At 66.3% G+C, this 22,354-nt stretch carries 13 protein-coding genes and 1 pseudogene; 5 read left to right on the top strand and 9 right to left on the bottom strand.

The window, feature by feature from the left end:
• The 4 genes from FUT88_RS18770 to FUT88_RS18755 form a co-directional block, all read left to right on the top strand.
• The coding region (locus FUT88_RS18770; protein WP_186829335.1) for an FHIPEP family type III secretion protein at nt 1–1,164 on the top strand (1,164 nt) is incomplete at its 5' end.
• The gene (gene flhF, locus FUT88_RS18765) at nt 1,161–3,080 is read left to right on the top strand and encodes a flagellar biosynthesis protein FlhF (protein WP_147217353.1); all 1,920 of its coding nucleotides are present in this window, start codon (nt 1,161–1,163) and stop codon (nt 3,078–3,080) included. The genes FUT88_RS18770 and flhF, both read left to right, overlap by 4 nt.
• Nucleotides 3,081–3,093: 13 nt before the next feature.
• Entirely contained in the window at nt 3,094–3,873 is a 780-nt protein-coding gene (locus FUT88_RS18760) for a MinD/ParA family protein (RefSeq protein ID WP_147217351.1), read from the top strand.
• A gap of 8 nt (nt 3,874–3,881) precedes the next feature.
• Nucleotides 3,882–4,643, top strand: coding sequence for an RNA polymerase sigma factor FliA (locus FUT88_RS18755; RefSeq protein ID WP_027679301.1), 762 nt, complete (start codon nt 3,882–3,884; stop codon nt 4,641–4,643).
• Nucleotides 4,644–4,711: 68 nt separating this feature from the next.
• On the opposite strand, the gene FUT88_RS18750 is transcribed toward FUT88_RS18755, so the two are convergent.
• Complete coding sequence (locus FUT88_RS18750) at nt 4,712–5,794, bottom strand: MBL fold metallo-hydrolase (protein ID WP_147217349.1); 1,083 nt, start codon at nt 5,792–5,794, stop codon at nt 4,712–4,714.
• 245 nt (nt 5,795–6,039) lie between these two features.
• Here FUT88_RS18750 and FUT88_RS18745 point away from each other — a divergent pair, with 245 nt between their 5' ends.
• The gene (locus tag FUT88_RS18745) at nt 6,040–6,771 is read left to right on the top strand and encodes a Crp/Fnr family transcriptional regulator (RefSeq protein ID WP_147217347.1); all 732 of its coding nucleotides are present in this window, start codon (nt 6,040–6,042) and stop codon (nt 6,769–6,771) included.
• A 21-nt stretch (nt 6,772–6,792) separates the two neighbouring features.
• Here the strand turns inward: FUT88_RS18745 and FUT88_RS18740 are convergent, their stop codons facing one another.
• From FUT88_RS18740 to FUT88_RS18705, 8 genes and pseudogenes are all read right to left on the bottom strand, one after another.
• Nucleotides 6,793–7,308, bottom strand: coding sequence for a VirK family protein (locus tag FUT88_RS18740; protein ID WP_186829334.1), 516 nt, complete (start codon nt 7,306–7,308; stop codon nt 6,793–6,795).
• A 100-nt stretch (nt 7,309–7,408) separates the two neighbouring features.
• On the bottom strand, nt 7,409–16,153 hold the full coding sequence (locus tag FUT88_RS18735) for a LysM peptidoglycan-binding domain-containing protein (protein ID WP_147217343.1): 8,745 nt from the start codon (nt 16,151–16,153) through the stop codon (nt 7,409–7,411).
• Nucleotides 16,078–17,790, bottom strand: coding sequence for a hypothetical protein (locus FUT88_RS18730; protein ID WP_147217342.1), 1,713 nt, complete (start codon nt 17,788–17,790; stop codon nt 16,078–16,080). The genes FUT88_RS18735 and FUT88_RS18730 overlap by 76 nt, the downstream gene beginning before the upstream one ends.
• A 212-nt stretch (nt 17,791–18,002) precedes the next feature.
• On the bottom strand, nt 18,003–18,905 hold the full coding sequence (locus FUT88_RS18725; RefSeq protein ID WP_147217340.1) for a helix-turn-helix transcriptional regulator: 903 nt from the start codon (nt 18,903–18,905) through the stop codon (nt 18,003–18,005).
• Nucleotides 18,906–19,200: 295 nt separating this feature from the next.
• Complete coding sequence (locus FUT88_RS18720; RefSeq protein ID WP_147217338.1) at nt 19,201–20,244, bottom strand: EscU/YscU/HrcU family type III secretion system export apparatus switch protein; 1,044 nt, start codon at nt 20,242–20,244, stop codon at nt 19,201–19,203.
• Entirely contained in the window at nt 20,241–21,041 is an 801-nt protein-coding gene (gene sctT / locus FUT88_RS18715) for a type III secretion system export apparatus subunit SctT (protein WP_147217336.1), read from the bottom strand. The genes FUT88_RS18720 and sctT overlap by 4 nt, the downstream gene beginning before the upstream one ends.
• Nucleotides 21,038–21,550: a hypothetical protein gene (locus FUT88_RS18710; protein ID WP_147217334.1), complete on the bottom strand. Its 513-nt coding sequence runs from the start codon at nt 21,548–21,550 to the stop codon at nt 21,038–21,040. The genes sctT and FUT88_RS18710 overlap by 4 nt, the downstream gene beginning before the upstream one ends.
• Nucleotides 21,513–22,354 (bottom strand): annotated as a pseudogene (locus tag FUT88_RS18705) (FliI/YscN family ATPase); the annotation flags it as partial. The pseudogene FUT88_RS18705 and the gene FUT88_RS18710, both read right to left, overlap by 38 nt.

Here is a 22,354-nt window from a genome sequence, read left to right as displayed (position 1 = left end):
GGCTGGTACCTGAAGAAGAAGCGCGAAGTGCCCGAGGTCGAGCCCGTGCTGCAGGCGATTGCCCCGGTGGATACGCCCGAGGCGAGCTGGGACGACGTGTCGTGGGTCGATGTGCTGGGCCTGGAAATCGGCTACCGCCTGATCCCGCTGGTCGACAAGAGCCAGGACGGCGAGCTGCTGCGCCGGATCAAGGGCATCCGCAAGAAATTCACGCAGGACATGGGCTTCCTGGCGCCGGTCGTGCACATCCGCGACAACCTGGAGCTGGGGCCGTCGTCTTACCGCATCACGCTCAAGGGCGTGGAAATCGGCCACGGCGAAGTGCAGCAGGGCAAGTTCCTCGCCATCAATCCGGGTGGGCAGGACGGCCTGGGCGGTCATGGCGGCATGGGTGGCATGGGTGGTCGCCTGGGCACGCAACTGCCCGGCACCCCGACCGTGGATCCGACCTTTGGCTTGCCGGCCATGTGGATCACCGCCGATGTGCGCGATCGCGCGCAGGCCGAGGGCTACACCGTGGTCGATTGCAGCACCGTCATCGCCACGCACGTCAATCAGTTGATTTACACCCATAGCACCGAGCTTCTCGGCCGTTTGGAAGTCCAGCAATTGCTCGATCATTTGGGCAAGGAAGCACCGAAGCTGGTCGAAGACGTTGTACCGAAGCTGTTGCCCGTCGCGACCGTGCAGAAGGTGCTGCAGAACCTGCTGGACGAAGGCCTGCATATCCGCGACATCCGCACCATCGTCGAGACGCTGGCGGAACACGGAGGCAGGACGCAAGACCCCGCCGAACTCACCGCCGCCGTGCGTGTGGCGCTGGGCCGGGCGATTGCCCAGCAGCTCTTCCCGAACAAGACCGAAATGCAGGTCGTCACGCTTGACCCGAATCTGGAGAACATCTTGCTGCAAAGCGTCGTTGGCTCTAACGCCGGCCCGATCGAACCGCAACTGGCTGACTCGCTCATGCAAGCGGCAGCGGACTCGTCGCGGCAGCACGAACAGATGGGTCAGACGGGCGTCCTGCTCGTACCGCCCGCACTGCGCCCGATGCTTGCCCGCCTGTTCAAGCGTGCCGCACCGAGCCTGCGCGTGCTGTCGCACGCAGAAATTCCAGATCACCGAACGATTAAGGTTGTCGCCATGCTTGGAGGCCGCGCATGAAAATGCATCGATTTACCGGACTGACGTCGCGTGACGTCCTGCGCAAGGTCCGCGACCAACTGGGCGATGGCGCTCTGATCCTGTCGAACCGCGCCATTCCGGGCGGCATCGAGATCATCGCGGCATCCGACTCGCACGTGGATGCGCTGGTCGACACGCAGTCGTCGGCGCCCAAGGCAGCACAGCGCCGTCCGATGGCACCGGCCCCGATTCCCGAGCCCGCACCGATTGCCGCTGCAACTGCAGCCGTGGCCGCCGCTCAGGCACCTGCTGAAGAAGCCCCGCAAGCCGAGACCCCGGCACCCAACGCGCTGGCCCGTCTGCGCAACCGCTTCATCGCTTCGCGCCGCACGCCTGCACAGGAAGACGCACCGGCAGCGCCGGTTGCCCCGGTTACGCAGGCCGCCAAGCCGGCCGGCCGCACGCTGCAAACGCGCGTGGACGACGACGTGGCGTTTGGCGAAGAAGACGCACTGGCCGCGTCCACCCGCATGCTGGCGGGTCTGTCGCTGGACCGCGCCAACGCAGAGGTTGCCCAATCCGCGGAGCGGGCCATGGCCAGCACCGCCCAGTTCATCGCGCGCCGTACCACGGTGGAAGACGACGAGCCGGAGATGGAATCGACGGCCCGCTTTGCCGCACGCCGCGAGCAGGCACGCGAGCAAGCACGCGAACAGGACGACCGCCCGGTCACGCTGCGCAGCTTTGCCGAGCGCGTGGAAGCACAGGCACGCACGCTCCGTGCAGAACAGCAGAAGGCCGAAGCCCCCGTGAAGGCGCGCATCGACGCGCAAGCCGACGCAGGCAAATCGTCCGACATTTTCGTCCGCGTGGAGGACACGATGGCCCAGCCCGAAGCCCCGCGTGATGACGTGAGCCTGCAGCGTTCGGCCATCCAGGCCGACGTGAAGGAAAGCATCCGTGCCGAGACCGACGTGATGACCCGCCGCATGGTCGGCGAGATCGAAACGCTCAAGAGCACGCTGAACGACGCCATGTCGAGCCTCGCCTCGCTGGGCGTGAAGCTGGGCGACCCGGTGCGTACGCGCCTGTTCCAGACCATGCTCAACGCAGGCTTCTCGGCACAGCTCACGCGCTACGTGCTGGAGAACATGCCGCAGCACGATACGTATGAAGGTGCGCTGGACTTCGTGCAGCGCGCGATCGAAAAGAACCTGACCACCGTGTCGGATGAAAACAGCCTGCTCGACCAGGGCGGCGTGTTTGCCCTGATGGGCCCGACCGGCGTGGGCAAGACCACCACGACCGCCAAGCTGGCCGCGCGCTTCGTGCTGCGCCATGGCGCATCGCGCGTGGCGCTGCTGTCGACCGACAGCTACCGGATCGGCGGCCATGAACAACTGCGCATCTACGGCAAGATCCTGGGCGTCTCGGTGCATGCCGTGAAAGACGCGCAGGACCTGAGCCTGGCGCTGAACGACCTGCGCGAGAAGCACGTCGTGCTGATCGACACCATCGGCATGAGCCAGCGCGACCGCGCCGTGTCCGAACAGATGGCGATGCTGCATGCCGTGGGCCCGTCGATCAAGCGCCTGCTGCTGCTCAACGCAGCCAGCAACGGCAAGACGCTCGATGAAGTCGTGGGTGCCTACCGCGACGCCAACCTGGCCGGCTGCATCCTGACCAAGATCGACGAGGCCGCTTCCGTGGGCCACGCGATGGACGTGATGATCCGCCGCCGCCTGCCGCTGCACTACGTGTCGTACGGCCAGCGTGTGCCGGAAGACATTGCGGTGCCGAACAAGAAGCTGTTGATCCACCGCTCGTTCCGGGCCGGTGCGGAGCAGTCGTCGTTCACGCTCGATTCGGATGAATCGTTGCTCGTGGCGCAAGGTGCGGTGTTACGCAACGCAGGCAACCGCGAACCCGGCCTGGCCGCTTTCGATTTCGCCTGACAAGGGGGCGACCATGACGACGCCATTCGCCAAGGATCAAGCCGCAGGGCTGCGGCGCATGCTCGGTCATGCCGCCGCCCGCCGCGTGCTCGTGATCGGCGCGGAAGAGCAGGTCGATGACTTTGTCGACAACCTGCGCATCGCGCTGTCGGGCATGGGCCGCGATACCGCCGTGGTGAGCGCGCAGACCGTGCTGGCCATGGCCGGCGTGCTCGAACAGCACGACGAGACGGCGGATGTGACGCTCGTGGCCGCGCATTTCGGCAACCGGGCGCTGGGCACCGTGGCCGAAGCGTGCGACGACGTGCTGCTGACCTTCTCGGATGGCCCGGAAGGCATCAAGAGCGCGTACACGCTGCTCAAGAAAACCGCCGTGCTGCAAGGCAGCGCCGGCATCCGCACCGTGGTGTGCGGCGCGCATTCGGTGGATTCCGCCGTGCGCGTGTTCGGCAACCTGGCCAACACCGTGGGCCAGTACCTGAACACCCGAATCGATTTTGCCGGCTACCTCCCCGAGGACCGGCACGTAGAACTCGCGCTCTCGCTCGGCAAGCCCGTGGCGAGTGCGTTTCCCGCATCGCCTTCGGCCATGGCCTTCCGCCAGCTTGCCGAAGAAATGTTGAGCTGGGCCAGCGCCGAGGCCCAAGCCGGTGATGGCAGTGCGCCGTCACGGGTGGTCATGTCGGCGCGGGCACCGGCACAGCCGGCAGATGAATCGGCGCAGGCAACGTCAATGTCGAACTCGACTCCGACGCTGGGCGCCACCGCACGCGCGGCCGAATTGGTTTATTGAGGCGCAGCATGAACGAAGCGTCAAAGGCAGGCATGGATATGTACACCGCAACCGGTCGCAAGACCAAGTCCGACGAGATGGCCACGTACGCACCGCTGGTACGTCGCATTGCCAACCAGATGATGGTGAAGCTGCCGGCCAGCGTTGAGCTGGACGACCTGATCCAAGCCGGCATGATGGGCTTGCTCGATGCGCTGTCGCGCTACGAGGAAACGCAGGGCGTGCAGTTCGAGTTCTACGCGGCCCAGCGTATCCGCGGCGCCATCCTGGACGAACTGCGAGGCTCGGACTGGCTGCCGCGTGGCCTGCGCCGCAATGCGCGCACGATCGAGCAGGCGATCCAGAAACTGCAGCAGCAGAAGGGACGCGCACCCACCGAAACCGAGATTGCCGCAGCGCTGGGCATGTCGCTGGCCGAATACCAGAAGCAACTGGTCGACCTGCAAGGCAGCCAGCTGCTGTATTACGAAGATTTCGACCGCGAAGACGCCGACGCCTTCATCGAGAACCGCGCACCCGAGAACGACGCCACGCCGCTGGACCAGCTGCTGGACCACGACCTGCGCGAATCGGTTGTGGCCGCCATCGAGGCACTGCCCGAGCGCGAAAAGCTGATGATGAGCCTCTACTACGAGCAGGATCTGAACCTGCGTGAAATCGGCGCCGTGATGGGCGTGTCGGAATCGCGCGTGTGCCAGATCCACAGCCAGGCGATCGCCCGCATCCGCTCGCGCCTGCGCGATCGCGCATGGCTGCCGACGCCGACCTGATCCGATATCAACCGGGCGCCGCTGCCAATGGCGAGCGACGCCGGGTCTGTGCCTGACCTGCCAGTTTCTTACTGCGCGGCCAGCGAGTCATCTCGCGGCCGCGCTTTTTCTTTGGGCACGTCGGTCACGAGCCGCGAGGCGGCAGCATCCCACACGCGGGTCTCGCCATGCTTGAAGAGAACGAAGCGCTCGGCGGGCATGTCGGCCGCCTTCAGCGCGCGGGCGAGATCGGTGATGGGCTGATCCAGCGCTTCGTCCGTGAGCGGGAACGTGCCCCAGTGGATGCCCACGGCCTGCCGGGCGCCGATGTCCTGCATGACCTGCACGGCTTCGGCCGGGTCGATGTGCTGCGCCTTCATGAACCAGCGCGGCTCGTAGGCGCCCACGGCAATGGCTGCCACATCGAAGTGGCCGAAGCGCGCCCCGATGTCGCGCGTGTCTTGCGAATAGCCCAGATCGCCCGAGAACCAGAAGCGCAGGTGCGGATGCAGCAGCGCCCAGCTGCCCCATAGCGTGTGGTTGCGGTCGTACAGGCCGCGTGCGGACCAGTGCTGCACGGCGCAGAAATGCGCGGTGAAGGGGCCGAAGCGGGCCTCGTCGTCCCAGTCGAATGCGCGCACGTTGGGGTTGTCACCGGCAAGGCGTGTGCCGCGCACGTTGCGCGCAAACCAGCGGTCGATGCCCAGCGGCACGAAAAACATCGGGGCGCCGCCGGGCTGGCGCATCAGCGCACGCACGCTGGCGCGGTCGAGGTGGTCGTAATGGTTGTGCGAGATCAGCACCAGGTCGATATGCGGCAACTGCTTGAGCGACAGCCCTGGCTGCTGATGGCGGCGCGGCCCGGCAAACGGCAGCGGCGAGGCGCGCTTGGAGAAGACTGGGTCGGTCAGCACATTCAGCCCGTCGATCTGCAGCAGCAGCGTTTCGTGGCCGATCCAGGTGAGCTGCGGAACTTCGGGCGGTTGGTGGATGGCACCGAGGTTGGGCGCGATGCAGGAGAGGTCTTGCGTGGGCGGCTTGGGCAGCTTCAGGCGGCGGCGCTCCCGTTGCCATTGCCAGAAATCGGCGTCAGGGCGTGGGTCCGGATAGCGGTTGCGGAATCCGTCCGGCGTGTGGTGCGGCTTGGCGGGGTTGTAGTCGGGATTCTTCATGGGCGAAGTGTTCCGTGGTGTTTCGCGGCGTTCCGTGTTGGCGGGGCGGTCCGCCTGAAGGGATGCCCTGGTGCCGCATAGCTTACGCAAGTACGGCGTGGACGTCCTGGCGGTGCCGTCGTTATCATCGTCCCGTCATAGACAGTGCCATGCGTTGAGCGTGTCGTTGCGTCCGGATGGTGGCGCACACAACGCATTCGTGTCTTCGGCCTGTCGCATCCGCCACATTCCACTGCCCCGCGCCCATGGATTCCGCCCCCGCCCGAAGCAATCCACAGCCCGGCCCGCTCTCAGCCGCGCTGTACCGAGACCGCCTGCACGCCAGCAACTGGTTTGGCGGTCTGGGCAAGCCCTTGCAGGAAATCCTCATCGACATGGCGATCGTGCGCCGGCTGGCCGACGGGGAGGTGCTGTTTCGCCGCGGCGACCCGCCCGACGGGCTGTATTGCGTGGTGGAAGGGGGCATTCGGGTGCGTGCCACCACGGCCGATGGCCGCGAGGCGCTGCTGGCCGTGCTGGAGCCCGTGAACTGGTTTGGCGAGATCGGCGTGTTCGACAATCAGGCGCGCACACACGATGCCCGGGGCGAGGGCGATACGGTGCTGCTGCACATGCCGCAAGCCGCGTTGATGGAGCTGCTTGAACGTGCGCCGCAGCACACGCACGCTTTTGCGTTGCTGCTGACGCACAAGCTGCGCCTCGCTTTTTCCGTGCTTGAAGAAACGGCGCTGTTGCCGGCCTCAGTGCGGGTGGCGCGACGCCTGTTGCTGATGGCCGCCGGCTACGGCGACTTGCGCCTCGGCACCCGCCGCGTGCTGCGCGTGCCGCAGGAGCAGCTTGCCTTGCTGCTCGCGCTGTCACGCCAGACCGTCAATCTCGTGCTCAAGGATTTTCAGGCACGCGGCATTCTCAAGGTCGCCTATGGCGAGATCGAACTGCTCGACCTGCCCGGCCTGCGCGACATCGCCAAGGGCTGAGCGCGCGCAGGCCGCGTCCGCTTACCGCCGCAGCAGACCTGCCAGCCCAATCGAAAAGTCCAGGCCCGCGCCGATCGCGCACTGGAAGGTCTGCGGCGCCGACACCGCCTGATACGTCAGCGGCGAAAGAAACGAGACGGTTACCGTGGCCTTGTCGTCGGGCGTCACGCGGTACTGCGCGAGTTCCAGCACAGGCGTGCCGTCGGGGCGCAGCGTCAGATGCTGGTTAGAGAAGCCGATGTTGCCGCCCTCGACTTCAAGGAAGTCGCGCACCGCAAAACCACCGTGCACGACCGGCGCGGCCGCCTTGGCGCTGGCGCCTTGTCCATGCGGACATTGCGACGGCGAGAAGACCGCCGTGACGGGAATGCCCGAGAACAACTCCGTACGCAGGACGTCGTAATGCGACACCGCCAAACGCGGCGCCGCCTGTGCCTGTGCGAGCTGGGGCGCTGTGGTCAACGCCGTCAAGGCCCCGCACATCAGGGCAGTGCGCAACGCGGGTCGAAGGGAGCGGAATGCGTAATGGGTCGACATGGAGCGTGCTCCGTAGTGAAGGGGAATGTGCAGCGTAGGGTCGCGCATGCGCGTGCGCGACTACGCGGGCGCGTAGACGCGGCAATACGCACGCTCGCACTCAGCCGGGCCCCGGCGCCTGATGCGCCGGCACGATGATGAGGTTCTGACCGATATGGATCAGATCGGGATTGGCAAGCTGGTTCAGTCGCGCAACCTCGTCGATCACGACCTGCAATTCCCGATACGTCGGGCCGACCACGATCGTGCCGCGGTCCGCCTCGTTGCGCAGGATGCGCGAGAGTGACTCGCCGGCCAGTACGTCGTGCGTGACGGCGGGCACCAGGTGCGTAACGGGTGCCGGCGGCACAGGGGGCGGCGGCGGAACGACCGGTGTGTGCGGCGGCGGAGGTTGCGATGGGCCTGTTTGCTGAGACGGCTGGTTGGGTTGCGCCGGTTGTGCTCCCTGACCCGAGTTGATCCAGGCCGAGATCAGCGCCGTGGTTTCCGCCAGCGCAGTGAGGCCCGCACTGGCGCGGATCACGCCCGGCATGAAGTTTGGCACCACGGCCTTGAGCGTCGACATCAGGTAGATCACCGAACCGCCCACCGATACGGCCCCGGCAACGCTTGGCGGATGCGTCATCGCCGAGACGATGGTGCCGGTGGAAGACAACGTGTAGGCGCCGTGCACAAGCGAGCGGACGACATCGCTGTTGTTGAAGTCGAAGCCGCGGCGGAAGCTGTAGCGCAGCAGGCCGTGATAGAACGCGTTGAGGGTGCTGCCCGCCATCATGGTGATGGCCAGCGCCGGAGGCACAAAGCCTTCGAGCATCATGCCGCCCCATGCGCCGACGCCCACCACGCCGCCTACGGTGGATGCAAGGCGCCCAAGTTGGCCCGACCGCACGCCCGAATGCATGAAGTGCATCTGCGATGCGGGCAGCCCGAGGTAGCCGTCCACGAGTTGCAAACAGGTGGACGTGACGCGCGCAATGTGGGTATCGCGCTCCTCCTCGCTGAGCCGGGGCTGCGCACCGGGCTTGGCCCGGTCGCGCAGCATGCCGATGGCAGCCAGCGTTTCTTCCATGACCGCGCGGATGTGGGGCAGGCGCTCGGGCGAGACATCACGTGCCTTGGCATAGCGTTCGATGCCTGCGTAATACGCGATGAGCTTGTTCTCGATCATCGCGGTATCGCCGCGCTGGATGCTCGAGCTGAGGATGGCGCGCCATTGCTGGGCCGTGCGACCGAAGGCCGGCAGCGCCCGCGCCAGTGAGGCCGAATCGCGCAAGTCCACCTTGCCCAGGCTGACGAGCAGGGCAGAGAGGGCGGCACCGCCTGCGCCAGCCGCGACCGCCTTGCCGATCTGCAGCAGCGCCCGCTGGTTGAGCGACCCATAGGCGGACGGCGCATCGGTGCGTTGCAGCAGCTTGGTCGGCGCGCGCATCGGGCCGTAGCCGAGCGCGCGCAGCATGGCGTCGGCATCGTCTTCGGCCACGGGAATCGGTGTCAGGTCGCGGTGCTGCTGGTAGCGTGCCGGGTCAAGTTCGGGGTCGGTCATCAAGCCGTCCCAGTCGGTCAGGACGGCATCGTGAGCAGGTTCTGCCGGGGCCGCGTAGCGACGCTGCACACCATCGCCGTACTGATCGAGCCAGCGCTGCGCATGGGCGTCCGCATGCGGGTTGGACTGCACGCCGAGTGCATCGCGATGCGAGCGCGCCCATTGGATCGTGCTGTACTTCGCTTGTTCGACCCGATGGGTTGTGTTCTCTGCGAACAGCGCGCGACGCACCTCTTCGAAGTTGACTTGCAGGTTGCGCTCGTCAATGACCTCGCGCACCTGATTCATCAGCGGCTCGTAGAGGATCGACATGTCCTCCTTTGTCAGGCGGTTCAACGGCCGTCCGAGCGCGGCATCGAAGTGGATGCGCTTCCAGTTGTCGTTCTCAAGGATCAACTCCGCCGTGGCCCGTGTCAGCTCCTGCGAGCGCGTGTAGTCCGAGGTGCCGTCGAGCGCAATGTGCACATCGGTCATGTACGGACTGCCGAGCAGCGTGCGAGCGACCTTGAGCGAAGCGATGCCCTCCACCGGATCGAGCACGTTGTCGTTGCCGGTGCCAAACACATTCACCGTAGGGTGTTTGCCCGGGTTGTCGAGCATCCATGCTTCATAGGCCTTGCCAAACCGCACCATGTTGATGGGGCGATTTGGTCCCGGCACCGGACGTCCGTCGGTGCCAACGCGCATGTTGGCCGGGTCCATCCACAGCGTGACCTGCGCGCCGGTCTTGGCCGAGAAGTCCAACATCTTGTTGACGGAGTCCTGGTTCAACCAGTCCAGCGCGACGACCATCACACCGTCCTTGTTGACCAGGCCGCCGACGTTCTCATCGAACGAGACTTCGCCGTGCTCGCGCATTGCGGCCTGCCACAGGCGGCGCACGTGCGGCAGCGGACGCCCCAGGCCCGCAGCCGACAACATGCTTTCTGCTGCCACCACCCGGATCTCGGTGATCACGCCGATGTTCTTGCACAGCAGCGCTTCGCCGGCAGTCTCGATGTTCGAGGGGGAGATGGTGCGCGCGGCCAGCGTGACCAGATCCTGTTCCTTGTGCGGCAGGTTCAGGTAGGCGCGTACGGCGCGGCGGTCGGCTGTACTGGCTACGCTGAAGTGCTGGGCAAGCTTGCGCGGGAACGGCACGCTGAGCATCTTGCATGCGTTCTCCAGCAGCTTGAGCGCTGTCTGCTCGCGCAGCAGACCCACGGTTGGGTAGTCGCGCATCACGAACAACGATTCCTTGAACGTGCGTCGCATGCGCGCAGGCAACGGAAGATCGCTGTTCTGGCGGGAGCGCTTCGTGACGGCGGCGAGCCCCGGCGCATCGACGTTGCGGATCCCGCGCTCCTTGATCTTGCTGCCCTGCGTGCCTGCGGCCTCCACGATGGCGGCGAGTTCCGGCCGCACCGACGCCTTGTCCGACTCGGCAAGCCCCGCGCCGCGATACGTGCGCTTTCGGCCCAGCTCCTTGAGGCTCTGATCGATGGCCACTTCCGCAGGTGGCCTCTGGCTGACCACGAACAGGGTTTCGGGCGTGTAGGAGGTCCGTGCGCCCAGCGGGCTGTCCGCCATGGGGACCAGCCCGTCGAAGTGGCGCTTGCCGGCATCCAGGGCACGCCAGGACGGCACACCCTTATCGTCGAACACGACTTGCCCGAGCAGCGTATCCGGCCCGTTCTCATTGCGGGCAAATGCGTAGGTGAAATGGCGCGTGCCATCCAGCGCGCCATTGCTGTGCGACATGGCGACCTGGTGGAAGTTTTCACCGGAAACATGCAGCGCGCGGCCGCGCTCCACGCGCGCCGCCGCCGTGCGCATCGGCATGAGGGCGAGCATGCGGCGGGGACCGGCCATGGCGCCAACCGCGGCGCGGGCGGGTAGGTCCTGCACCCCACGCGTTACACGCTTGAACCGGCTGAGCGGTTTGTCCGCTGGCACCGGCTGGCTGGTCGGGCTCTGGCTCGTCTCGCCGGAGGACGAGGCTGGTTGCGATGCAGACGGACCGCCGCCACTGTCGAGCGCGATGACGTCGGGATCGCCCGGCATTTCGTCGGGCGGTGTTTCTCGGGCTGCCTGTGGTGTCCGTGGTTCAGATGATGCCTCGGTGGGCGGTACGTAGGGCGTTTCTTCGGAGGGTGGCCACGCACGGCCGTTTGGCTCCAGCGACCACCCAGGCTGGCGGGCAGCTGCGAACGCGGGGTCGTCCGGGTGCGCGGGCACGACCCGGCAGTCGGGATTGTGTATCTGCGAGCGGTCGATTTTGTGTTGGGTCGCGAACACCGGGTTGCGCATTGCCTCGGAGAGCCGCTGACTGAGTTTGAACCCGTTGTCGACCATCAACACGACGGGCACGGCATCTGCGTTCTCGAGACCTTTGGCCCATAGCCGGGCGTTGATCAACTCGGCCAGTTCGGTGCTGGAGAAAATCGATGGCTCGGTCCGCCCATTTTTTTCAACGATGCCGTCGAGCCAGATCGCATTCGGATCGCCATCGAGCAGTTTGCCCTCAACGATCAGCACGTCTTCCGGCAAGGCGTACCGCATGCCGCCGATGGTTTTCGCACCGATATCGGCGGTACGGGGTTTGATCATGCTCGGTAGTGCCGGTGTGTCGCTGCCGTCCTTGGCGGTGTAGAGCACGATGCGCCCTGCGGTGCCGTTTTCGTGCACCGTGCGGACGCGTTCACTGATCGGTTTGCCGGTTTCGGGGTCTCTCACGACGCCGCCAGACAGCGGCGCGCGCTGGCCGTCCAAGCCGAACACGCGCACGTTGTCGCGCTTGAGCAGGAAGGCCAGCCAGCGCGCCACTTCCGGCATGATCGCGCCTCCATGCTGGAGCGCGACGAAGAACCCAGGTGCTTCCATTTCCGGATTCATTTCCATCACGCGGCGCAGCGTGAGCATTGCGCCGTCGGCGCCAACGTTCCGTGTGTGGGTGGCGCCTTCAAAACGGATCTGGTCGAACGGCGTGTCGATCAGCGCGCGCGCAATGTCGAACGGCGTGAGGAGAGCGTTGTCCGCGCTGTTGACGATGGGGCCGTGGCCGTCGAATGCCGCACCGACCATGCCCGCCGGAAAATGCATGTTGTCGTGGAACACGGTGCTGGCATTCACGAGCAACGGCTGGGCGGGCAGGTCGTCCCAGGCGGTGCAGTCGTAGGCCGGCCGCCCGTTGACGAGAACCGCGGGGGTGGCCGGGTCCGGCGCGCCCTTCGTGTGGAGCGTCAGCGTAACCGGGCGCGGTTTGCCCAGCGCCGGCATGGCGGGCACCTCGCGCTGGTAGGTGAGGTGAGGATGCGCGACCACCCTGCCAAGCACATCCGCAATCCGCATCCGAAGCACGGAAGACTGGAGGTCCGCATTGAGCAGCGAGAGAATTTGGTTGCAGGCGTCTGCGAACGGCCGTTGGTTGACTGCATCGGCAACGTGCGATGCGGGCGAGCCCACCAGGAGTTCCAGCGGATCACTCCCTGTCCTGTAGGCGCCCGACGGCGTGCCGTGTTGCGCCAGGTCGTTTGCCGCCGCGATCTGGCTGTGCGCCTCGTCGAGCAGCAGCATCATCCTGTCGCCCTCGGGAAAGACAGGCTCATCGCCGTCATACAGCATGCGCAGCCGTTCTTTCGTCTTGGCATAGAGCGCATCGGCATGTGAGATGACGGGCAGTGCCACGATGCCGTGCGTCTGCCCATCGAAATGGGCGTTGATGACTTGCCGGCGCCCGTCTTGTGCACCGCCGGAAAGCTGCAACCAGTCGAGCCCATCCTGACCCTGCACGCGAATACCTGGGCGTGGATCGGCTATCTGCCCGTCGGCGCTGCGTCGCTGGCGTATGCGGTTGGACAGTTCGTTCGACAGATTCACCAGCAGCGGCGGTGCTGTCCCCGAGTGGGTATCGCAGCCGAGCACGACGATGTTGCTCGTCGTCTCCATGCTGAAGTTCGGATCGTTCCACACCCGTTCGGCCAGCGCGACGCCGTCCAGCCGCACCTGCGGCCCGTGATCGGACTGCCGCATGGGTAAGCCGGCGGGGACGTCGTCGATGGACCCGTAGGCCGATTCGACGTCGAGCCAGATGCCGTGGTGTTCCACCTCGCCGGCAATCACATAGGCCGGCGTGATGCCACTCTCGCCCGCGGCCGGGCTGCCATACGGAATCGGCACGTCGGTGGGTACGCCGCTGAGGTTGGCGGGGCGCTGCGGGAAGTGCATCAGGAACGGCGCGGAGTCGGGAAACTCCGGGTCGATCAGATTGATGTTCGGCGTGTCGTGGTAGGCGGCACGGTAGACGGTCGGCAGGAATGCGAGGCTGCCGTCGTACGGTTGCATGGGGCCAGCCGGATCGTAGTTCAGTTCGATCCTGGGCGCCCCCTGGCCCGCGCTGGCAGAAGGGATATAGCCAAGGATCTTGCTGGCGGGCTGCATGCTTGCCACGGGCAGGCCGTCGGCGACGGGCCTGCTGTTCTCTGTACGTCGCCCGGCCACGGGCTCGTCCGGCACGCGCAGGTTGCCCAGCGGGAGCAGATAGAGATACTCGTCCGGCTCCATGTGCATCAACAAGCCGAAGGCCGTCACGTTGCGATGGATCTGCCGCGCGTCCAGGCCATGCTGCTGCACTTCTTCGGGCGTGGCGCGGGAGACGACCATTCCCATGCCCGCGTGCGGTTCGCCGCCGTACAGATACAGCCGGTTGATCTCTTCGTGCAGGTCGTCGAGGATGGCAACACGCTCCCGAGCCGAAACACGCGGGTCGGCCAGGTCCTTGAAATGCAGCCCCGGCGTGCCATAGCGCCTGGGCCGATCGCTGGGAAGCACCTCCGGTTCGGTATGGGCAGCCTTGTCGTGCGGGTCACCATCGAGCTGGATCACGTTGCCGCTCAAGGCCGCGACGGGTACGGCGGTGTTGGCGAGCAGGGCAGCCTCATCGTGCATGGCCGCAAACTGGCCCAGCGTCTGCAACGCGCGTCCGTCCAGCTGTCTGCCGACGAGCGCATCGCGCAGATGATCGACTGCGTCCACTCCGAGCTTGGCAACGGCGGGGTGCAGACGTTCTCCAGGCTCGGGCATCCATTGGTGCAATCGATCCAGCAACCCGTCGGCGACGGCCGCCTGCTCGGCGTTCATCGGCGCGTACGTTGTGCCGACCGCGTTGCCGTTGCGCCGCGCGACCTTGCGCAGCATGAGCGCCTCGCCCGGCTGCTCGATCATGCCGGCGGCCAGGAAGCCGAAGGTCTGGCCGATGGCGATAGCACGCTGCTGGTGCGTCATCTGGTTCCATTGCGCGCCGGTCTGGATCATGTTCCAGCCCATGCCGGCCATCGATCCGTACTTGGCGACCTTGAACAGCGGCGTGCGGCCCACGTCTTCGGCGAAGGTGTTGACCTCGTCAGCGAACCCTTTGACGGGGCGTGCGGCCATCCAGCGTTCGAGCGAGCGGGCGTCGTCGGCAGTGCGGCCGATCATGCCGACCCGGCCGATCTTGCCCAGCGTGCCGATGCCGTCGGTGGCGGTCATGAGCAGCGCAAAGCCGGCATCGGCCCAAGCCGCGGCGTTGCCCGGGTGTTCCAGCACGCGCACGGCGGCTTCGCTCGTTTGCATGGCGCCGATGGCGAACATCGTGCCGCGCGCGGCCATCGCCAGCAGCACCATCTCGGGCGCGGCAAAGGGCGCGGCCACCATCGAGACCACGGCCGCGCTGATCATGATCGCCGTCTCGGGCGTCAGCCACGGTTCGTGGCCGGTCTCGTGCGTGGCCACCAGCGCCATGGCGTTGCCCTGGTCGTCAAAGGTCGCCTGTCCGCCCACGAGGTACGACACCTGGCCGATGCCGAAATCGTTGTTGCTGACCCAGTCGCTCCAGCTGTCGTACACGCGGGTCTTGTGGGCCTTGTCGGTGCTGGCGCTGACATAGCGGTCGCGGCCGTCGCGGCGCACGTCGAGCAGCACCGATTGCTGCGGGTCGTTGCTGCCTTCGGCCAGCACGAAGGTGAGGCCCGTGACGGTGACGGGGCCGGTGTCGCCGCCGCCGGCCTGCCACGCTGCACGGGCGAGGTCGTCGAGCGTGGTGCCGCTGCCGTCCTGGTTGCGGTAGACGAGCTGGTTGGGGTCGTAGTAGCGGAACGTGCCGTCATGCACGGCCTGCCAGTCGGCGGCGGTCACGGGCGTGCGCGCACTGATGCCGGCCTGCTGGCCGACGTAATCGCTGAAATCCGAAAACGTGGCGAAGCTGCGCGGGGCCAGGCCGCTGGCCTTGGCCAGTTGCTGGAATTCGGACGAGAACGACTGGTTGACCTTGGCGGCAGGACTGTCGTCCGACGCGGCTCCGCCCTTGGCATCTTTCAGCGCCATGTTCATCGGATCGACCACGCGGTCGGTCGGCGCAAGGCCGGCGGCCGCTTGCGTCATGGCGCCGGTCTTGTCGCGGTAGCTGTAGCCGTTGAGCGCAGAGAGGAACAGCTTGGGCGGTGCCCCGGCTTCGAGCGCCTTGCTGATGGTGGGCATCAGGTTCATGTCGACGCTGAGCATGCCGGCCTCGGTGCCGCCGTAGTCCGACAGCACGGGCTTGTCGCCGGTCAGGCGCTGCTGGAATGCGTGGACGAGGCGCCCGTAGCCATCCACCAGCGCGTTCTCGCCATTGCCCAAGATAAGCCCGCCGTTGAACAGCCGATTGCCGATGCGCGCGAGGTTCCGGTAGTAATCCACCGCTTTCTGGTCGCGCGGGTGGTTGGCGATCCAGTTCATCATCGCCGAGGGCGGCTTGCCGCCGGGCGGGTCGATGACGGCGTAGAGCCGCGCCATCAGGTTGGGCGTGGTGTCCAGGCTGTCGAGCAGGTCTGCGGTGCGCGCGATGCCGTCGGCCGGCGGCAGCGTGGTGGTGAGCCGGGCGGTTTCGTCCACCATGTGCTGCACGGTCGGGTCGTTCTCCACGGCGTTCTGGATGGCGTGGTCGAAATCCACCGGCAGATATGACGACAGCATGTGGCTCATCTGGTCCAGCGCCTTGATGCGGTCTTGCGGCTCGCCACGCACGGGGTCGATGACGATGTTCACCACGTTCTGCCGCATGTGCTGGATGCGGCTGTCGCCGAGGATGGCGTCGCGCACGGTGTTGCCGCCCGGCGCGTTGCCCATGGCGGTCGTGTATTGCTTGAGCGCTTCCAGCCCCTTGTATTCGGGGGCCTCCGCGCCCTGGCCCGGCGGCGTGCTGCGCATGGTGTTGTCCACCAGCTCCGTCACGATGGCCGCCTGCAGGTAGGTGCCCGACAACTGCGGGACCTGCGCATCGTGATGCTGGTAGAGCTGCTGCACGGCGCCTGCAGGTCGTTCTGGTAGACGCCGTTCAGGCCGTAACGGAGCAGATCGTCGGCGGGAATCTGCGGATACGTGTCCTTGAGTTCCTGGACGATCGCCTTGTTGTACGCCGTGGTGGCGGTGGCCAACGCCTGGTTGGCGCTCGTCACGTCGCCATGGCTGTCGGCGGCTTGCTTCTGCCGGATCTGCGCTTGCGTGAGGTCGTTCCAGGCCTGGTCGGTCTGATGCCGATCGGCCTGCAGCGCGGGGGAATCTTGCTGCGCCGGTGTCGCGTCCAGCATCTGGTGGATGGCTGGGGCCGGTGTGTCCGCAAACAGGTGCAGGTTGCTGACCTGCCCGATGGCATCGTCGGTGCGCTGGTTTGCATCGATGTGCGGGTCTTCGGGCTTGAGCTGTTCCTGTGCTGCGGTTGCCGCGGTCTGGAATGCCGTCGGGTCGACGTGCGCGCCGGCCTGCAGCCGCGTGAGGATGGCCGCGTATTGCAGCGGGTCCACGCCCGGCGCCAGCGTGGTGCCATTGCCCGGCAGGTTGCTGAGCATCTTGCCGGTGATCTGCTGGATCTGCGTGGGGTTGATCGGTGCCGCCACCGGCGCCTGGATGGGCTTGTCGGGCGTCTTGCCGGCCAGTTCCTTGAGCAGGATGTTGCGCGTGCCACCCTCGAACAGGCTTTCCACGCGGCTGTTGAGCTTGCCGGCCTGGCCGTCGCGGCCGATCTGGTCCGCCACCTTGAACATCAGCGTCGGATCGGCACCCTTGTCAACGAGCTGCTTGATGCCAAACGTTTCACCAGCGGTGTCCAGATGATTGCCGGTGTAGTCGACCAGCGGGTCGTTCTCCAGCCGATGCGCGAGCGATTGCGCCAGCCGATCGTTCAACTCCTCGCCGCTGGGCGAGTAGCTCGTCTTGCGCGCACCCTGCAGACGCTGGCTGATGAACATCAGGTCGTTGAGCAGGGCGTCGTGTTTTGAAGCCGGGTCGGAACTGCGGACGGACTGGTTCGTGAGCGTTTCCAGCGGCTGCTGGTCGACCAGCATGGCCAGCAACTCCGGCGCATTGGTATCGCGCTGCGTGATCGACTGGGCGATGTTTTTCAGGTCGTCGGCCGAGTTGCCGCGCGCATGGTTGGCGAGGTCGCGCGTGCGCGTGTCGCCCAGCGTGAAGTTGAGGACGTCCGGCGTGGCGTGGTTGACATCCAGATCGCCCGCCAGGGACCGGATGGCGGCTGCGTAATCCTGCTTCGGTCCATTGACGGCCTTGTTGGCGCGGTCGATGGCGGCATCGGCGCAGGCCGAGGCGAACAGCGTGTCGGCGCTGCCCTTGTCGTGCGCGCTCTGCAGCAGGGCCAGCGCTTCGGCAAACTGTTTGGCATCTGCGCTGTTGTAGGGCGCGTTGTGCGCCTGGGTGTAGAGCGCGGCCATTTCGGCGCTCACGGCCTGGTTCAGCGCGGTTGGGTTGCCGGCCTGCTTCAGCTTGCCGAGCTGGTCGACCGTGGCCTTGTGCGCGTCTTCGGCCGCCTTTTGCCGTTGCGCAGCCGCCGCCTGTTCCTGCGCGCGGGCATAGGCGGCCTGCGCTTCGCGTTGCGCCTGGAGAACGCTATCCGGGGGTTTGATGCCGTCTGGCCAGTTTGGTCCCATGCACGCCGTTCCTAGATGAACAGTGGGGTGCGTACGGAACCTCCGTAACGCACGCCACACCGGCTCATGCTGGGCCCGGGCTTTGCGGCACACAACGCCGACTTTCCGTAAGGGCGCCCGCGCTGTTGGCGTAAAGCTGCCCTGGAATACGGTGCCATATGCGTGCCGCGCCGCTTGCGTGCCCACTTGAGCGCGCGATTGAACGGACCCTGCTAGAACGCCAGTTGCTCAAGCGCGGCTTCGATCAGCTGCACGCGGTTGCGCACGCCGAACACGCCCCGCAGGCGTCGCAGGTGGTAGTCGACGTTGTGCACGGGAATGTCGAGCTGGCTGGCGATCTCCTTGTCGCGCATGCCCCTGGCCAGGCATTCCAGCACACGCTTCTGCGTTTGCGAAATGCTCCTGCCCATGCCGAGCAGCATGCGCGACATGCTCGTGTAGTCGGAGATGAACTGGTGGATGCCGAGCGCCAGCACCAGCGCGCGGCCCGTGACCGCATCCGACATCCAGCGCCGGCCCGGCACGCTCGACGTGAGGCTGATCACGGCACGCGTGCCGTGCTGTGCGCCGGGCAGGGCGATGAACACGCCGCTGCTGACGCCGGATTCCAGCGACATCTCGATGAACGCGCGCTTGCGTTCGGCATCCTGCTCGGCGTGGGCGGCGCGACGCAGGTCGTCGGCTTCCCAGATCATGGGCATGCCGCTGCGGGTCACCCATTCACGGCGCGGGTCCACTTCGAAGAAGCGTTCTTCAAAGTAGCGGCGGGCCCAGTCTTCGTCGGTGTAGCTCACCAGGCAGGTGCGGGCCGTGGAGCGCGCGTTGATGGCGCGCGCGGTGGCATAGACCATCGAATCGAAGCCCATGTCGAACAGCAGATGGCGCACGAGCATCTTGCGTTCAGCAGCGGTTGTGCAGGAAAGCAGCTCCACCAGAAGGTTGACGGTGCCACGCGGTGCTTCGTCGGGGCGCCAGACGGTCAGCTCTTCTTCGGTAAAGAACCGCACGTGCGACTGGATGGGCGGTTGTTCAGCGGCCAGTTCGAAATCCGGCAGGGCGGAATCGAACCGGAGGGTGGACGTGCGGTCCAGGTCTTGCGTATGCAAGAGGTCCATGCGTGGCTCCGGGATGTTCTGATTGTGCAAACAATCCCCCAACCGATGCCCTTGCGGGCTGCCGTTCCTGATGTGCGATGCGCGGGTCCCGACAACCGATGCTGCTGCGCACTGCCATGGTCTTTTGACCGACCGCCCAGTCCGGGAAAACGCAGTTCTGGTGCGCGTTTTGACGGGGCGGCGACGACAATGCGTACATTGAAGCGTGGCAGCCCATGTGCCGTCCACGTCCGCTTTGGACACAGAACGGACCGCTTCGGTCCGATGTGCTCAGTCAAAGGAAAGGTGCCGCAGATCAGGCGCTGGTCTGGCTTGCGCCGGTGGCCCAGCGCAGCGTCTCGCCCACCTCGCGGAAGAGCGTGCGGTCAATCGCGGCATCGAGCTGAACCTGCTCGTAGAGCTTGCTTGCAAGCCCCGGGTTGCCGTGCGTTTGAATGAGCTGCGCTTCGGCCAGTTTGCGGATGCGCTCGGCCATCTCGCCTTCGCCGCGTGCCACGACTACCGGCAGGGTGCCCTGGCCGCCGTACCACAGCGCAACGGCGTATTGCGGCGAGTACACGACCACCACGGCCAGCCGGATGCGCTCGGGCAGGGCGCTCCACTGCGCCTCGCGGGCAAGCTGCCGGCGCCGGGCGCGCAGGTGCGGGTCGCCTTCGTTCTCGCGGTATTCGCGGCGGATTTCTTCGGTCGTCATGCGCGCTTCCTTCATGTATTGCGCGCGCACCACCATGTAATCGGCCGCGGCCAGGACCAGCAGCATGATGGCCACGCAAGACAGCAGCACCAGCACCACGTGTGCGCCCACGTGCAGCATCTGCGCAGGCGACTGCCGGCCGGCCGAGAGCAGCGCATCGATGGCGCCGGCACCCACCACAAAGAGGATGCCAAGCAGACACTGCACCTTCAGCACCATCAGCCCGAGCCCCGCCAGATTGCGCATCGAAAACATGCGCGTCAGGCCATTGGCAGGGTTGAGCCGCGAAAGGTCGGGCGTGATCTTGGCCGCGCTCATCAGCGCGCCAACCTGCGCGAACGCGGTCAAGGCGGCGATCACCCCGCTGAGCGCGATGATGCCGACGGCAAGGCCTGCGGCATGGATGGCCAGATCGGCCACCAGCGGGCCGATGAGCTTGGCGGGCTCCGGCGCTGCCAGCACGCGGCCGAGGGTGGCGAGGCCCGCGCGGATGCTGTCCATCCACAAGGCGGGCGTGAGCGACAGCGCGCCCACCATGCACGTAAAGACGAGCGCGGATACCACTTCCTGGCTGCGCACGACTTCGCCGCGTTTGCGACGGTCTTCCAGGCGCTTGCGTGTGGGCTGATGCGGCTTGTCGCTCATGGTCCGGCAGCCGGAAAGCCGAGCAGCTGCAACAGGCCGCGCATGCCGCTGTCGGTGTCGATGAACTGGCGCAGGGCGTCATACAGGAACTGCAGGAACAGCACCATCATCAGCATCGCCAGCCCGCTCTTGATCGGCTGCGAGAACATGAAGATGTTCAACTGGGGCACCGACCGACTGATCGCGCTCAGGCCGATCTCAACCACGAGCAACAGCAGCACGATGGGTGCGGCCAGCTTGATCGTCCACGTCATGATCGAGTCGGCTTCTCGGATGGCGAACTGATCCAGCGCCACATGCACATCGGGCAGCAGCGCCTGCACCGGCCACACGCGGTACGACTCGAACAGCGCACCCAGCACCACGTGCAGGCCGCCACCCGTCAGGAACAGTGTGATGGCGAGAAAGCCCAGGAAGCTGGCGGTCGGGCCGCTCTCCTGCCCGGAGAGCGGATCGAAGAACGTGGCGTTGCCCGTGCCGGTCTGGAAGTCGATCAGGTAACCAACGTTCTGCACGGCCCACAGCATGGCCGACGCGCCCATGGCAAGCAGCAGGCCAAGCGCCGCTTCCTTGATCAACAGCAGCATCCAGATGACTGGTGTCTGCTCGCCCAGCACGCTCAGCGGCACCAGCGGCGAAATGAACATCGCCACCACGGCAATCAGGCCGTTGCGCACCAGGCCCGTGAGCATGCGCTCGCCAAACACGGGCAGCACGAAGAACATCGGCAACAGGCGCGGCAGCACCAGCGTGACGCTGTGCCCCGTTTCCATCCAGCCACTGAAGGACGGGGTCATGTCGCGGGCGGCTCCTCGGCATCGGCAAGGCTGAGCGCGCGTGCGTAAGCCAGGGCGTTGTGGTCGTCGAGCTGGTCTTCGGCGCGCAGCTCGGCGCGGGCGGCGCTCCGGGCGCTGGCGCGCTCGGCCAGGTGCTGGATGCGGCTGCGTGCGGCTTCTGCGCGGCCGAACGCGTTGCGCGCCTCCTGGAGTTGCGTCTGGCCGCTTTGCAGCGATTGGCGCTGTTCCCGCAGCGTCGTCTGCACATTGGCCACGATATGCCGCAGCCGGGCTTGCTCGTAATGCGCGATTGCCAGCGTGTCCACCGTCAACGCCTCGCCCTGGGGCGCCGCATCGAGCAGCCTTGCGCGCTGCTGGCGGAAGTCGGTCTGCGTGCGGATGGATTGCAGCGACGCATTGACGGTCGCTTCTGCATCGCGCACAACGTGGGCTGCCTGAAGCGTGCGCGCCAGTGCCTTGCGGCGGCGGATGTCACGCACGCGGCGCAGGGTGGCCAGTATCGTGTCCATAGCGTTCTACCAATTGGCGAGCTTCGGCCAGCACATCTTCAAAGCTCACGCGCTCGTCGGTGCGCTGGGCAAAGAACTTGCGCAGCGCATCGCGGGCGGCAACGGCGCGGTCGACATCTGGGTCGCTGCCGGCCTTGTATTCGCCAATCTGCAGCAGCAATTCGATTTCCTGATAGCGCGCGAGCCAGCGTCTGAGCTGGCCGGCAGTCTCCATATGGTCGCTATCGACCACGTTGGGCATGACGCGGCTGATGCTCGCCAGCAGGTCGATCGGCGGATATTGCCCCTCGGTGGCCAGCTTGCGCGTGAGCACGATGTGGCCGTCGACGATGGAGCGGACTTCCTCGGCAATCGGATCGGACTCTTCCTCGCCTTCCACCAGCACGGTGTAGAACGCGGTGATGGAACCCTTGGCACCTGGGCCTGCGCGCTCCAGCAAGCGCGGCAGCATGGCAACGTCGATGGCGGAAAGCTGCGCCGCGCGGGGGGCTCGCCGCTGGCAAGGCCGACCTCGCGTTGGGCGCGGGCAAACCGTGTGAGCGAATCCATGAGAAGCAGCACGCTTTGCCCCTGGTCGCGGAAATACTCGGCGATGGCGGTGGCGACAAATGCGGACTTCACGCGCTCCATGGCGGGGCGGTCGGAGGTGGACACCACCAGCACCGTGCGTGCGCGCGCCTGCTTGGGCAGATGGTGCTCGATGAACTCGCGCACCTCGCGTCCGCGTTCGCCAATCAGGGCGACGACGTTCACATCGGCGCTGGCGCCGCGCGCGATCATGCCGAGCAGCGTGCTCTTGCCCAC

Origin of the sequence: Ralstonia sp. TCR112 (assembly GCF_007997035.1) — a bacterium.
Taxonomy (GTDB): Bacteria; Pseudomonadota; Gammaproteobacteria; order Burkholderiales; family Burkholderiaceae; genus Ralstonia; species Ralstonia edaphi.
This window is presented reverse-complemented; position numbering and strand designations above follow the sequence as displayed.

Bases quoted from the DNA above. Each gene is read 5' to 3' on its own strand.
- flhF (WP_147217353.1), top strand. From the start codon at position 1,161: ATGAAAATGCATCGATTTACCGGACTGACGTCGCGTGACGTCCTGCGC.
- FUT88_RS18760 (WP_147217351.1), top strand. From the start codon at position 3,094: ATGACGACGCCATTCGCCAAGGATCAAGCCGCAGGGCTGCGGCGCATG.
- FUT88_RS18755 (WP_027679301.1), top strand. From the start codon at position 3,882: ATGAACGAAGCGTCAAAGGCAGGCATGGATATGTACACCGCAACCGGT.
- FUT88_RS18750 (WP_147217349.1), bottom strand. From the start codon at position 5,794: ATGAAGAATCCCGACTACAACCCCGCCAAGCCGCACCACACGCCGGAC.
- FUT88_RS18745 (WP_147217347.1), top strand. From the start codon at position 6,040: ATGGATTCCGCCCCCGCCCGAAGCAATCCACAGCCCGGCCCGCTCTCA.
- FUT88_RS18740 (WP_186829334.1), bottom strand. From the start codon at position 7,308: ATGTCGACCCATTACGCATTCCGCTCCCTTCGACCCGCGTTGCGCACT.
- FUT88_RS18730 (WP_147217342.1), bottom strand. From the start codon at position 17,790: ATGGGACCAAACTGGCCAGACGGCATCAAACCCCCGGATAGCGTTCTC.
- FUT88_RS18725 (WP_147217340.1), bottom strand. From the start codon at position 18,905: ATGGACCTCTTGCATACGCAAGACCTGGACCGCACGTCCACCCTCCGG.
- FUT88_RS18720 (WP_147217338.1), bottom strand. From the start codon at position 20,244: ATGAGCGACAAGCCGCATCAGCCCACACGCAAGCGCCTGGAAGACCGT.
- sctT (WP_147217336.1), bottom strand. From the start codon at position 21,041: ATGACCCCGTCCTTCAGTGGCTGGATGGAAACGGGGCACAGCGTCACG.
- FUT88_RS18710 (WP_147217334.1), bottom strand. From the start codon at position 21,550: ATGGACACGATACTGGCCACCCTGCGCCGCGTGCGTGACATCCGCCGC.